The sequence below is a fragment of the Streptomyces sp. NPDC057854 genome, from assembly GCF_042797055.1.
GTDB lineage: Bacteria > Actinomycetota > Actinomycetes > Streptomycetales > Streptomycetaceae > Streptomyces.
This window is the reverse complement of sequence record NZ_JBHVMF010000016.1, coordinates 16722-29545: the sequence shown is the minus strand read 5'-3', so window position 1 is coordinate 29545 and position 12824 is coordinate 16722. Positions and strand designations below refer to the sequence as shown.

The following is a 12824-nucleotide window of genomic DNA, read 5'->3' as shown; positions in this document are numbered from 1 at the left end:
GAGTGACGAGAAGCACAGTCAGCGCACGTGCCCCAGCAGGCCGTGGAGGGTGGTCCCGGACGGCAGCACCCGGGCGGCGGCCTTCCGCACGGTGTCCGTCTTCGCGGCTTCCTTCGGGGAGTCCTTCGGTGCGGCTTCCTTCTCGGCGGGCTTCTTCGCGGGCTTCGCCGCGGCGACCGGGTCAGGCTTCGGCGCCGGGAGGGCGGCGCAGACGGCGTCCACCTCGGACCCGCCCTCGGCGCGCGGCACGCGCCCCGTGGCGAAGAAGGTGCTCAGGTGCCGGTCGAGGCAGTCGTTGCCGGCGAGGGTCACCCCGTGGTTCCCGCCGCCCTCCTCGACGACCAGGCTGGAGCCGCGGATCATCCGGTGCAGGGCGAGCCCGCCCTCGTACGGGGTGGCGGCGTCGTCCGTGGCCTGGAGGATGAGGACCGGCGGCAGCTGGTCGTTGGTGACGTCCGGCGGGGTGAGCGGCTCCACCGGCCAGAACGCGCACGGCGCATTGTACCAGGCGTTGTTCCAGGTGGAGAAGGGCGCCTTGGCGTGCACCTCCCAGTTGTCCTTCCGCCACACGTTCCAGTCGCGGGGCCAGGCGGCGTCGCGGCACTGGACGGCGGTGTAGACCGAGTAGCCGTTGTCGGCGGCGGCGTCGGCCTCGCCGTACCGCTCATAGGCGGCGGTGAGCGGCGCCGGGTCGCCCTCGTTCACGTACGCCGAGAACGCGGTCGCCAGCTTCGGCCAGTACCCGTCGTAGTAGCCGCCCGGCAGGAAGGTGTCCTCCAGCTCGCCGGGGCCGACCTTGCCGCCCGCCGGGGAGTCGCGCAGCTCCTCGCGCATCCGGTACCAGGCGGCCTCGACCTCGGCGGGGTCGGTGCCGAGCCGGTAGACGGCGTCGTGCCGCGCGACCCACGCCATGAAGTCCTTGTGGCGGGTGTCGAAGGCGTAGTCCTGCGCGATGTTGTCCTCGTACCAGACGCCGTTCGGGTTGACGACGGAGTCCAGCGCCATGCGGCCGACCCGCTCCGGGTACAGCCGCGCGTACACGGCGCCCAGGTAGGTCCCGTACGAGTAGCCGAGGTAGTGGATCCGCTCGGCGCCGAGCGCCCGCCGGATGAGGTCGACGTCGCGGGCGGTGGAGACGGTGTCGATGTACGGGAGCACGTCGGCGTGCTTCTTGCCGCAGGCGGCGGCGAAGGCCTGGGCGCGCTCCAGGGCGTTGCGCTCGGTGTCGGCGCCGCGCGGCACGGAGTCCGGGCGGACCGGGTCGAAGTGGCCGGGGCGGCAGTCGAGCGCGGGTTCGCTCTCGCCGACGCCGCGCGGGTCGAAGCCGATCACGTCGTACCGGGCGGCGACGTCGGCGGGCAGCGAGGCGGCGACGTAGCCGGCCATGCCGCGTCCGCTGCCGCCGGGGCCGCCCGGGTTGACGAGCAGCGGACCCTCGGAGGTCTCGGCGGTGTGCGGGATCCGGGTCAGCGCGAGCGTGATGCTCCGGCCGGCCGGGTCGTCGTGGACGAGCGGCACCTTCAGGGTGGCGCACTGGAGCCGGGGGTACGCCTTCGTACCGCAGGCGGTCCAGGAGAGGGCGGGGAGGGGGCGGGGGGTCGGGTCACCGGTGCCCGCGGCGGACGCGGGCAGGACGGTGACCGTCCCGGCGACCAGCGCCCCGGCGGCGATCAGCATTCCTGCGCGGGTGGTCATGGAGCGTGGAGTGCCCCGCGGGGCGCGGGACACGACAGGTTCAGCCGGTAATCGACCCGAACGGAGGGCGCGATGACGGCGTGTCAGGTGACTTCCCGGCGTGTCGCCGGGCGGGGCGATCCGGGCCGGGCCGCCGGGGTCCCGGCCTGGGGCGTCGAGGTCCCGGCCTGGGGGCGTCGGGTCAGAGCAGGGTCAGCTGTTCCGGGTCGCCGGCCGGCGGGGCGGGGGTGGGGCGCGGGACGCGCCGCGGGGTGCCCCGGTCGGCGGGGCCGATGCCGAACTCGGCGGCCAGTTCGTGGACCTGGCGGGTGATGCGGCGCTGGTACCAGGTCGGCGCGTAGGCCCCGCCCGCGTACATCCGCTCGTACCGTCCGACCAGGTGGGGGTGGTGGCGGGCGAGCCAGGCCATGAACCACTCGCGGGCGCCGGGCCGCAGGTGGAGGACGAGCGGGGTGACGGAGACCGCGCCGGCCTCGGCGATGGCGCGGACGGTGGCGCGCAGCTGTTCGGGGGAGTCGCCGAGGAAGGGGACGACGGGGGCCATGAGGACCCCGCAGCCGATGCCGTGCTCGCCGAGGACGCGGACGACGTCGAGGCGGTGGTGCGGGGACGGCGTGCCGGGCTCGATCGTGCGCCACAGCTCCTCGTCGGTGAAGCCGACCGAGACGGAGACGCCGACCTCGGTGACCTCGGCGGCCTGGGTGAGCAGGTCCAGGTCGCGCAGGATGAGGGTGCCCTTGGTGAGGATGGAGAAGGGGTTGGCCCGGTCGCGCAGCGCGGTGAGGATGCCGGGCATGAGCCGGTACCGGCCTTCGGCCCTCTGGTAGCAGTCCACGTTGGTGCCCATCGCGATGTGGGCGCCCTGCCAGCGGCGGGAGGCGAGCTGCCGGGCGAGCAGTTCGGGGGCGTTGACCTTGACCACGATCTGGGAGTCGAAGCCGAGGCCGGTGTCCAGGTCGAGGTAGCTGTGGGTCTTGCGGGCGAAGCAGTAGACACATGCGTGTGTGCAGCCGCGGTACGGGTTCACCGTCCATTCGAACGGCATCCGGGAGGCGCCGGGGACCCGGTTGAGGATGGTGCGGGCACGGACCTCGTGGAAGGTGATCCCGCGGAACTCAGGGGTGTCGAAGGTACGGGTCGTGACCGCGTCCGCGCCGAAGAGGGCGGTGTCGGCGGGCGCGGACGGGGTCTCGCCCAGATGGTCCCAGCGCATGACGCCTCCTCCTCGATCGGTTTCGTTCGTACGTTCGACTGCAGTGGCCTCCAGAATAGAACATCTGTTCCCTTGATCGCCGCCACCCCGATTTCGCGCCCCGCCGGGCACGTGGTTCGCTTGGCCCACACCCCTGCACGAACCCCTGACAGCTGGAGGAAATGCGATGGCGCAGGTCGAGGCCACGACGGAACGGATCATCGCGGCGGACGCGGAGACCGTGTTCGACACGCTGGCCGACTACAGCGGCACGCGCGCGAAGCTGCTGCCCGAGCACTTCAGCGAGTACGAGGTGCGCGAGGGCGGCGACGGCGAGGGCACCCTCGTCCACTGGAAGCTCCAGGCCACCAGCAAGCGCGTCCGCGACTGCCTCCTGGAGGTCACCGAGCCCACCGACGGGCAGCTCGTCGAGAAGGACCGCAACTCCTCCATGGTCACCACCTGGACCGTGACCCCCGCCGGCGATGGCAAGTCGCGCGCCGTCGTCACCACCGTCTGGAACGGCGCCGGCGGCATCGGCGGCTTCTTCGAGCGCACCTTCGCGCCCAAGGGCCTCGCCCGGATCTACGACGCCGTGCTCGCCAACCTGGCGGCCGAGACCGAGAAGTAACGCCCGGGGCGTTCACCGATTCGAGTGGATTCCCCGCCGCCCCCGTACCGGCGCCCGACGCGCCGAGGGGGCGCGGGGAGATCCGCAAACGCGCTGATGAAGCGCCTCAAGTGCCCCCTCGCGCACCGCCGTTCACCCCTGCCGCGCCACCCGCCGCCCGTCCCGCCCGACTTGCTCCCGCTTCGCGCCCGATGCGAAGAATGGCCCGTCCCCCGAGACCGCCTCCCCGCCGAGGCCCGCCGACCCGGGGCGACGCCGTGACGAGGGGAGCCGTACGTGGGTGCCATCACGCTGGTGAAAGACACAGGGGAAGCCGCGGCGCGCCCCCAGGACGGCCCGCCCGGCGGCCCCCCGCCGCAGCCCGCGGCCGAGGCGCCCCTCGACCCCCGCCGCGTCCGGCTCGTCTTCTTCGGCCTCATGCTCGCGCTGCTCCTCGCCGCGCTGGAGCAGATGATCGTCGCCACCGCCCTGCCGAAGATCGTCGGCGAACTCCAGGGCCTGGACCGGATGTCCTGGGCGATCACCGCCTACCTGCTGACCTCCACCATCGGCCTGCCCGTCTACGGCAAGCTCGGCGACCTCCTCGGCCGCAAGAGCGTCTTCCTCTTCGCCATCGTCGTCTTCGTCATCGGCTCCGGCCTCGCCGGCTGGTCCCGCAGCATGGACGAGCTCATCGCCTTCCGCGCCCTCCAGGGCGTCGGCGCCGGCGGCCTCATGATCGGCGTCCAGGCGATCATCGCCGACATCGTCCCGCCCCGCGAACGCGGCCGCTACATGGGCCTGATCGGCGCCGCCTTCGGCCTCGCCTCCGTCGCCGGACCGCTCCTCGGCGGCTTCTTCACCGACCACGTCTCCTGGCGCTGGTGCTTCTACTTCAACGTCCCCTTCGGGCTCGTCACCCTCGCCGTCGTCGCCGTCGTCCTCAAACTGCCCAAGCCGAAGGCCCGCGCCCGCTTCGACGTCCTCGGCACCCTGCTCCTCGCCGCCGCCTCCACCTGCCTGGTCCTGCTGACCAGTTGGGGCGGGACGGAGTACGAATGGGACGACCGGGTCATCCTCGGCCTCGGCTGCGGCGCCGCCGGAACCGTCCTGCTCTTCCTGGTCGTCGAGCACCGCGCGCCCGAACCCCTCATCCCCCTGCGCCTGTTCCGCGACTCCGTCTTCACCGTCACGTCGCTCGTCGGCGCCGTCGTCGGCATCGCCCTCTTCGGCGCGGCCAGTTACCTGCCGACCTTCCTCCAGATGGTCGAGGGCGCCACCGCCACCGAGTCCGGGCTGCTCATGCTGCCGCTGATGGGCGGGATCGTCGTCGCCTCCGTCGTCTCCGGCCAGCTCATCAGCCGCACCGGCCGGTACAAGATCTACCCGCTGCTCGGCTCCGCGCTCGCCGTCGCCGGCATGGCCCTGCTCTCCCGCATGGACACCGGCACGCCGCGCCTCACCCACAGCCTCTGGCAGGCCGTGCTCGGCACCGGCATCGGCCTGATCATGCCGGTGCTCATCCTCGCCGTGCAGAACTCCGTCCGCCCCGCCGACCTCGGCACCGCCACCAGCGCCCACAACTACTTCCGCCAGATCGGCGGCAGCGTCGGCGCCGCGATCTTCGGCACCCTCTTCGCCGCCCGCCTCGACTCCGCCCTCGCCGACCGGCTCCCCGCGCTCCAGGACCCCGCCGCCGCAGGGGCCGCCGCCCTGCCGCCCGCCGAGGCGATCACCCCGCAGACGGTGCACGCCCTCCCGCCCGCCCTGCGCGACCTCTACATCCAGGCGTACGCGGACGCCATGCCGCGCATCTTCCTCTACCTCGTGCCGGTCCTCGTGCTCGGCCTCGTCCTCGCCTTCTTCCTCAAGGAGCAACCGCTGGTGTCCCACCCCACCCCCGCCACCGAGGCCTCCGACGCCTACCTCGACACCGGCGTCCAGGCCGTCCCGCACGCCCGCCACGCCGCCCCCGCCCCGGCGCCCGCCGCACCCCTCCACACCGGGGTGCCCGTCTGCGGCACCGTCCAGCACCACGACGGCAGCCGCGTCCCGCGCGCCGCGCTCACCCTCATCGACGTCGGCGGACGCCAGGTCGGCCGCGGCGCCAGCGGCGAGGACGGGCGGTACGCGCTGAGCGTGCCCGCCAGCGGCTCGTACGTGCTGATCGCCGCCGCCGGCGGCCACCAGCCGCAGGCCGTCTCCGTGACCGTCGGCGACCGGCCCGTCGACCTCGACGTCGTCCTCGGCGGCGCCGGCCGGCTCGCCGGCTGCGTCCTCACCGCCGACGGCAGCCCCGTACGGGACGCCGCCGTCACCCTCACCGACGTGCGCGGCGAGGTCGTCGCGTCCACCCGCAGCGGACGCGAGGGCGGGTACGTGATCACCGAACTGGTCGCCGGCGAGTACACCCTCGCGGCCAGCGCCCCCGCCTTCCGGCCCGCCGCCGTCCCGGTCAGCGTCCAGTCCTCCCGCGAGACCCGCCAGGACATCGAGCTGGCGGGCGGCGCGGTGCTGCGCGGCACGGTCCGGGCCGGCGGCGGGCGTCCGGTCGAGGACGCCCGGGTCACCCTGCTCGACGCGGCCGGGAACGTCGTCGACACCCTCACCACCGGCCCCGACGGAACCTTCCGCTTCGTCGACCTGTCCTCCGGCGAGTACACGGTCATCGCCGCCGGCTACCCACCCGTCGCCACCGTCCTCCAGGTGGCCGGCGGCGGCCGCACCGAACGCGACCTCCAGCTCGGCCACCAGGACTGACCGGGACCGGCCGGGCGGTGCCTCAGGAGGCGGTCGGCGCGGCCTTCCGCAGGGCGGCGATGCAGCTGCCGATCGCCTCCTGGAGCGCTTCGAGGCGCTGGAGCATGTCCTCCTCGTAGATCTCCTCCTCCAGCACCTCGTCGAGCGTCAGCTCCTCGAAGACCTTCGTGGCCTTCTGCAGCGAGCTGTAGAACCGGGTCCGGCGCTCCTGCACCCGCAGCGCCGGGTCCTCCTCGACGGCCTTGGCGACGAGCCCCTTCACCGACTCGTACGCCTCGCCGGCCCACTCGCCGGCCTCCTCCGCGTCGTCCAGCTCGTCGATCAGCGACAGATGCCGCTCCGCCTCCGCGCGGACCTCCGGCGGCGCCTCCACCGTCTGCCCGGCAGGCGTCTTGACCTGCCCGTTCTCCACGATCTGGCGGACGTAGCCGATCCGGTCCGCGACCTTCGCCTCGGTGGCCACGGCCTTCTTCAGGCCGTCGGTGCGGGCGATGGCCCGCGCCAGCTCCGTCTGGAGCGCCGGGTCCTCCTTCATCCGGTCGAGCAGCGCCCCGCGCGCCGCCTCCGCCGTCCCCGGGTCGGCGAGGATCGCGGCCCGCAGCGCCGTCGGGTTCTCCGCCACCTCCAGCGCCTTCGTCGGCCGGATGCCCTCCGCCTCGGCGGCGGCGGTGATCGCCTGGCCGCGCACCGAGGTCGCGCTGGTGCGGGAGGCGTAGTACGACAGCCACACGTCCGCGTCCGGCAGCTCGATGTCGGCGCCCGGCTCCAGCACCTCGAACTGCGGCACCAGACCGTCGTCGGCCGCCATGTCCCACGCCTTGTAGTACCGCATGACCCGCTCGGGGGAGCACCCCGCCAGCGCCGCGAACGCCCGCGCCGACACCTTCCGCGCCGCCACCCCCTCGGCCGCCTGCCCCCCGGGCCGCACGCTCCGCGCCACCTTCAGCGCGAACGCCCAGCCGCCGGTCCGCGCGTACACCCCGAAGTCCCGGGCGTCCCGGACGACGACCGGGTCGTGCCCGGCGGGGTCGGCCGCGCCCTCGTCCTCCCCGTCGGTCTCGTCGGTCTCGCCGGTCGCGACGGTCCTTTCGGACACCTCGGGCGCGGGGGCGGCCTCCGGGACCCAGAAGTTCTCCGCCGGCTCGGAGGAGTCGGGGGCGGGGGCGGGCGTGGTGTCGGACGGATCGAGGGCGATGGTCACCGAGAACACTCCGGATCGGTCGGGCGGGACAACTGCGGCCGACAGCCTATACGTACCCTTGGCGCTGTTTGGCCCGATTCTGGACACGGCCTTCCCGGAGCCCGGGGGAAGGCCCCTGACGTGCCCGTACGTCCGTCCCGGCGGCGCCAGTGGTCCACTCCAACGACAGTTATCCACAGGGGTGGTGGCCGTGCCGGGCGGAGCGTACGGTTCCCTGCATGAAGATCCTCATCAGCGCCGACATGGAGGGCGCCACCGGTGTCACCTGGCCCGCCGACGTGCTGCCCGGCACGCCGCAGTGGGAGCGGTGCCGGCCCATGTTCACCTCGGACGTGAACGCGGCGGCGCTCGGGTTCTTCGACGGCGGCGCCGACGAGGTGCTGGTGAACGAGGCGCACTGGACGATGCGGAACCTGCTCCTGGAGCGGCTGGACGAGCGGGTGCAGATGCTCACCGGCCGGCACAAGTCCCTCTCCATGGTCGAGGGCGTCCAGCACGGGGACGTCGACGGGATCGCCTTCGTCGGCTACCACACCGGCGCCGGCGCCGAGGGCGTCCTCGCCCACACCTACCTCGCCAACTCGATCACCGGCGTCTGGCTGAACGGCCTCCGGGCGAGCGAGGGCGTCCTCAACGCCCATGTCGTCGCCGAGTACGGCGTCCCCGTCGTCCTCGTCACCGGCGACGACCTGACCTGCGAGGACGCCCTCGGGTACGCCCCCGAGGCGCTGAAGGTCGCCGTCAAGGACCACGTCTCGCGGTACGCGGCGGTGTGCCGGACACCGGCCCGCACCGCCGCCGACATCCGGGCCGCCGCCCGCGAGGCCGCCGCCCTCGCCGTCCGGCACGAACCGGTGCACGCCGGACCGCACACCGTCGAGGTCGAGTTCGACGCCGAGCACCTGGGCGCCGCCGCCACGGTGGTTCCCGGCGTGGCGCGGAGCGGCGAGCGGCGCGTCGCGTACACCAGCGCGACGATGTACGAGGCGATCCGCACGTTCAAAGCGGTCACGACGATCGTCTCGGCCGCCGTGGAGGAGCAGTATGGCTAGCAGCACGGCCCCCGCAGGTCCCGACGCGACGGCGCTCGACGAGGTCGTCGCCTTCACCTCGGACCTCATCCGCATCGACACCACCAACCGGGGCGGCGGCGACTGCCGCGAACGCCCCGCCGCCGAGTACGTCGCCGAACGGCTCGCCGGCGCCGGGATCGAACCGACCCTGCTGGAGCGCACCCCCGGCCGGACCAACGTCGTCGCCCGCATCCCCGGCACCGACCCCGCGGCCCCCGCGCTCCTCGTCCACGGCCACCTGGACGTCGTTCCCGCCGACCCCGCCGAGTGGACCGTCCACCCCTTCTCCGGCGAGGTCCGCGACGGCGTCGTCTGGGGCCGCGGCGCCGTCGACATGAAGAACATGGACGCGATGGTCCTCGCCGTCGCCCGCTCCTGGGCCCGCCAGGGCGTCCGCCCGCGCCGCGACATCGTCCTCGCCTACACCGCCGACGAGGAGGACAGCGCCGACGACGGCTCCGGCTTCCTCGCCGACCGGCACGCCGCCCTCTTCGACGGCTGCACCGAGGGCATCAGCGAGTCCGGCGCCTTCAGCTTCCACCCCCACCCCGGGATGACGCTCTACCCGATCGGCGCCGGCGAGCGCGGCACCGCCTGGCTCAAGCTCACCGCCCACGGGCGGGCCGGCCACGGCTCCAAGGTCAACGACGCCAACGCCGTCACCCGCCTCGCCGCCGCCGTCGCCCGCGTCGGCGCCCACACCTGGCCGGTCCGCCTCACCGCCACCGTCCGCGCCGCCCTCACCGAACTCGCCGCGCTGCACGGCATCGACGTCGACACCGACGACCCCGACCTCGACGTACCGGTCCTCCTCGACAAGCTCGGGCCGGCCGCCGCCCTCGTCGAGGCCACCGTCCGCAACAGCGCCAACCCGACCATGCTCCAGGCCGGGTACAAGTGCAACGTCATCCCCGGCCAGGCCGTCGCCTACGTCGACGGACGGATGCTGCCGGGCGCGGAGGAGGAGTTCGCCGCCACCATGGACCGGCTCACCGGCCCGGACGTGGAGTGGGAGTTCCACCACCGCGAGGTCCCCCTCGAAGCCCCCGTCGACTCCCCGACCTTCGCCAAGCTCCGGGCCGCCGTCGAGCGCTTCGACCCGGACGGGCACGCCCTGCCGTTCACCATGTCCGGCGGCACCGACGCCAAGCAGTTCTCCCGCCTCGGCATCACCGGCTACGGCTTCTCGCCGCTGAAGCTGCCCCCGGGCCTCGACTACGGCGCGCTCTTCCACGGCGTGGACGAACGCGTCCCCGTCGACGCCCTGCACTTCGGCGTGCGCGTCCTCGACCACTACCTGAAGACCGCCTAGCGCCCGGACACCACCGACCCGTACCCAGGGGGGAACGAGCATGCAGCACACGGCCACCTACGGCAGCTGGCCGTCGCCCGTCACCGCCGCGCTCGCCGCGGCCGGCGACGGACGGCCGGAACACCTCGGCACCGTCGGCGACGAGGTGTGGTGGTCCGCGCCCCGCCCCGCCGAGGGCGGCCGGCGGACCCTCGTCCGGCGGCGCCCGGACGGCACCGAGGAGACCGTCCTGCCGCCGCCCTGGAACGTGCGGAGCCGGGTCATCGAGTACGGCGGACGCCCCTGGGCCGCCGTCGAACGGCCCGGCACCGGGCCGCTGCTGGTCTTCTGCCACTTCCCCGACCAGCGGCTGTACGCCTGCGAGCCCGACGCCGAGGACGGCGCCGCGCCCCGGCCGCTCACCCCCGTCTCCCCGGTGGGCGGCGGGCTGCGCTGGTCCGACCCCGTGCTCATGCCCGACCGGGGCGAGGTCTGGTGCGTCCTGGAGGAGTTCACCGGCCCGGCGCCCACCGACGTCCGCCGGGTCCTCGCCGCCGTCCCGCTCGACGGCTCCGCCGCCGCCGACCGGGCCGCCGTGCGCGAACTCTCCGACGGACGCCACCGGTTCGTCACCGGCCCCCGGATCTCCCCCGACGGGCGGCGGGCCGTCTGGCTCGGCTGGGACCACCCCCGGATGCCCTGGGACGGCACCGACGCCGTCCTCGCCGAGATCACCGGCGACGGCACCCTCAAGGACGCCAGGACCGTCGCCGGCGGCCCGGAGGAGTCGGTGCCGCAGGCCGACTGGGACGCCGCCGGCCGGCTCCTCTTCGCGAGCGACCGCACCGGCTGGTGGAACCTGTACCGCGCCGAGGTCGCCGCCGACGGCACCGTCGGCCCGGCCCGCGCCCTCTGCGCCCGCGACGAGGAGTTCGCCGGCCCCCTCTGGAAGACCGGACTCACCTGGTTCCAGGCGCTGGAGACCGGCCCGATCGCCGTCCTCCACGGACGCGGCGACGCCGTCCTCGGCATTCTCGACCCCGAGACCGGCGCCCTCGCCGACGCCCCCGGCCCCTGGACCGTCTGGGGCGCCACCCTCGCCGTCCACGGCACCCGCGTCCTCGGCGTCGCCGCCTCCCCCCGGCGCTTCGCCGAGGTCGTCGAACTCGACACCCGCACCGGCCGCACCCGCGTCGTCGGCTCCCCGCACCGCGACCCCGTCGATCCCGCCTACTACCCCGAGCCTGTCGCCCGCACCTTCACCGGCCCCGACGGCCGCGAGATCCACGCCCACGTCCACCCGCCGCGCAACCCCGCCGCGACCGGACCCGCCGGCGCGCTCCCGCCCTATGTGATCCGTGCCCACGGCGGACCCACCGGACGCTCCCCCCTCGTCCTCGACCTGGAGATCGCCTACTTCACCTCGCGCGGCATCGGCGCCGTCGAGGTCAACTACGGCGGCTCCACCGGCCACGGCCGCGCCTACCGCGAACGGCTCCGCGAGCAGTGGGGCGTCGTCGACGTCGAGGACTGCGCCGCCGTCGCCCGCGCCCTCGTCGCCGAGGGCACCGCCGACCCCGCCCGCCTCGCGATCCGCGGCGGCAGCGCCGGCGGCTGGACCACCGCCGCCTCCCTCGTCCAGACCGACGTCTACGCCTGCGGCACCATCCTCTACCCCGTCCTCGACCTTCAGGGCTGGGCCACCGACGAGACCCACGACTTCGAGTCCCGCTACCTCGACGGCCTCGTCGGCCGCCTCGACGAGGTCCCCGAACGGTACGCGGAACGCTCGCCGCTCGCCCACGTCGACCGGATCACCGCGCCCTTCCTGCTCCTCCAGGGCCTCGACGACGTCATCTGCCCGCCCGCCCAGGCCGAACGCCTCCTCGCCCGCGCCGCCGGCCGGGGCGTCCCGCACGCCTACCTCGCCTTCCCCGGCGAAGGCCACGGCTTCCGCGACGCCACCACCATGATCCGCGCCCTGGAGGCCGAACTCGCCCTCTACGCCCACGTCTTCGGCTTCGACCGGCCCGACGTCCCGGAGCTGGAGCTGCGCACATGACGGACCCTGTCCCGCCGCTCGCCCGCCCGGCCCGGCTGCGGCCGGGCGACCGGATCGCCGTCGTCGCCCCCTGCGGCCCCGTCCCGGAGGACCGGCTCCGGGCCGGCCTCGACGTGCTGCGCGGCTGGCGGCTCGAACCCGTCGTCGCCCCGCACGTCCTCGACGCCCACCCGGCCCTCGGCCACCTCGCCGGCACCGACCTCGCCCGCGCCCGCGACCTCACGGAGGCGTACGCCGACCCCGCCGTCGCCGCCGTCATCTGCGCGCGCGGCGGCTACGGCGCCCAGCGGATGGTGGACCTGGTCGACTGGGAGGCGATCCGCGCGGCCGGCCCCAAGCCCTTCATCGGCTACAGCGACGCCACCGTCCTGCACGAGGCGTTCGCCGTCCGCGCCGGGTTCGCCACCCTGCACGGCCCGATGATCGCGACCGCCGCCTTCCTCGGCGACCCGCGCACCCGCGACTCCCTGCGGGCGGCCCTCTTCGCGCCCGAGACGGTACGGACCCCGGCGACGGGGACCCCGCTGGTGCCGGGCCGCGCCGCCGGCGTCACCCTCGGCGGCTGCGCCAGCCTGCTCGCCGCCGACCTCGGCACCCCGCACGCCCGCCGCTCCGCCCGCGGCGGGCTGCTCCTCCTGGAGGACGTGGGGGAGGAGCCGTACCGCCTCGACCGGATCCTCACCCAGCTGCTGCGCTCCGGCTGGTTCGACGGCGTCGCCGGGATCGCCCTCGGCTCCTGGGAGGAGTGCGGGCCGTACGAGGAGGTCCGGGCGCTGCTCGCCGACCGGCTCGGCGGCCTGGGCGTGCCGGTCGTGGAGGGGATGGGCTTCGGCCACGACCCCGCCGCGCCGACCGTGCCGCTCGGTGTCCCCGCCGTCCTCGACGCCGACGCCGGCACGCTGACCGTCGACGTACCCGCCCTGCGCTGAAGGGGCCCGTG

Annotated in this window: 9 protein-coding genes; 6 read left to right on the top strand and 3 right to left on the bottom strand. The window is 74.5% G+C overall.

The annotated features are described in order from the left end of the window. Positions 1-18: 18 nt before the first annotated feature. The gene (locus ACFVQZ_RS22650) at positions 19-1695 is read right to left on the bottom strand and encodes an alpha/beta hydrolase (protein ID WP_383625339.1); all 1677 of its coding nucleotides are present in this window, start codon (positions 1693-1695) and stop codon (positions 19-21) included. Between the two features lie 181 nt (positions 1696-1876). Continuing rightward, positions 1877-2908: an Rv2578c family radical SAM protein gene (locus tag ACFVQZ_RS22645; RefSeq protein ID WP_383625336.1), complete on the bottom strand. Its 1032-nt coding sequence runs from the start codon at positions 2906-2908 to the stop codon at positions 1877-1879. Positions 2909-3074: 166 nt separating this feature from the next. Between ACFVQZ_RS22645 and ACFVQZ_RS22640 the strand changes: the two genes are divergently transcribed. Both ACFVQZ_RS22640 and ACFVQZ_RS22635 read left to right on the top strand, forming a co-directional pair. Continuing rightward, positions 3075-3518, top strand: coding sequence for an SRPBCC family protein (locus tag ACFVQZ_RS22640; protein WP_383625333.1), 444 nt, complete (start codon positions 3075-3077; stop codon positions 3516-3518). 276 nt (positions 3519-3794) lie between these two features. Beyond that, positions 3795-6257: an MFS transporter gene (locus ACFVQZ_RS22635; RefSeq protein WP_383625330.1), complete on the top strand. Its 2463-nt coding sequence runs from the start codon at positions 3795-3797 to the stop codon at positions 6255-6257. A 22-nt stretch (positions 6258-6279) separates the two neighbouring features. Here the strand turns inward: ACFVQZ_RS22635 and ACFVQZ_RS22630 are convergent, their stop codons facing one another. Next, complete coding sequence (locus ACFVQZ_RS22630) at positions 6280-7458, bottom strand: hypothetical protein (RefSeq protein ID WP_383625327.1); 1179 nt, start codon at positions 7456-7458, stop codon at positions 6280-6282. A 218-nt stretch (positions 7459-7676) separates the two neighbouring features. On the opposite strand from ACFVQZ_RS22630, the gene ACFVQZ_RS22625 reads away from it, so the two are divergent. The 4 genes from ACFVQZ_RS22625 to ACFVQZ_RS22610 are packed head-to-tail and all read left to right on the top strand — an operon-like array spanning position 7677 to position 12813. Continuing rightward, positions 7677-8510: a M55 family metallopeptidase gene (locus ACFVQZ_RS22625; protein ID WP_030497095.1), complete on the top strand. Its 834-nt coding sequence runs from the start codon at positions 7677-7679 to the stop codon at positions 8508-8510. After that, complete coding sequence (locus ACFVQZ_RS22620) at positions 8503-9843, top strand: M20/M25/M40 family metallo-hydrolase (RefSeq protein ID WP_030497096.1); 1341 nt, start codon at positions 8503-8505, stop codon at positions 9841-9843. Before ACFVQZ_RS22625 ends, ACFVQZ_RS22620 begins: the two co-directional genes overlap by 8 nt. A gap of 40 nt (positions 9844-9883) precedes the next feature. Further along, positions 9884-11884, top strand: a complete 2001-nt coding sequence (locus ACFVQZ_RS22615) for a prolyl oligopeptidase family serine peptidase (protein ID WP_383625322.1) — start codon at positions 9884-9886, stop codon at positions 11882-11884. After that, positions 11881-12813 carry an LD-carboxypeptidase gene (locus tag ACFVQZ_RS22610; protein WP_383625319.1) on the top strand — a complete coding sequence of 311 codons (933 nt, stop codon included), beginning with the start codon at positions 11881-11883 and terminating at the stop codon, positions 12811-12813. Before ACFVQZ_RS22615 ends, ACFVQZ_RS22610 begins: the two co-directional genes overlap by 4 nt. Positions 12814-12824: the final 11 nt, after the last annotated feature.

What these genes read in the sequence shown, in the direction of transcription:
- ACFVQZ_RS22650 (WP_383625339.1), bottom strand. Translation starts at nt 1,695, where the DNA reads ATGACCACCCGCGCAGGAATGCTGATCGCCGCCGGGGCGCTGGTCGCC.
- ACFVQZ_RS22645 (WP_383625336.1), bottom strand. Translation starts at nt 2,908, where the DNA reads ATGCGCTGGGACCATCTGGGCGAGACCCCGTCCGCGCCCGCCGACACC.
- ACFVQZ_RS22640 (WP_383625333.1), top strand. Translation starts at nt 3,075, where the DNA reads ATGGCGCAGGTCGAGGCCACGACGGAACGGATCATCGCGGCGGACGCG.
- ACFVQZ_RS22625 (WP_030497095.1), top strand. Translation starts at nt 7,677, where the DNA reads ATGAAGATCCTCATCAGCGCCGACATGGAGGGCGCCACCGGTGTCACC.
- ACFVQZ_RS22620 (WP_030497096.1), top strand. Translation starts at nt 8,503, where the DNA reads ATGGCTAGCAGCACGGCCCCCGCAGGTCCCGACGCGACGGCGCTCGAC.
- ACFVQZ_RS22615 (WP_383625322.1), top strand. Translation starts at nt 9,884, where the DNA reads ATGCAGCACACGGCCACCTACGGCAGCTGGCCGTCGCCCGTCACCGCC.
- ACFVQZ_RS22610 (WP_383625319.1), top strand. Translation starts at nt 11,881, where the DNA reads ATGACGGACCCTGTCCCGCCGCTCGCCCGCCCGGCCCGGCTGCGGCCG.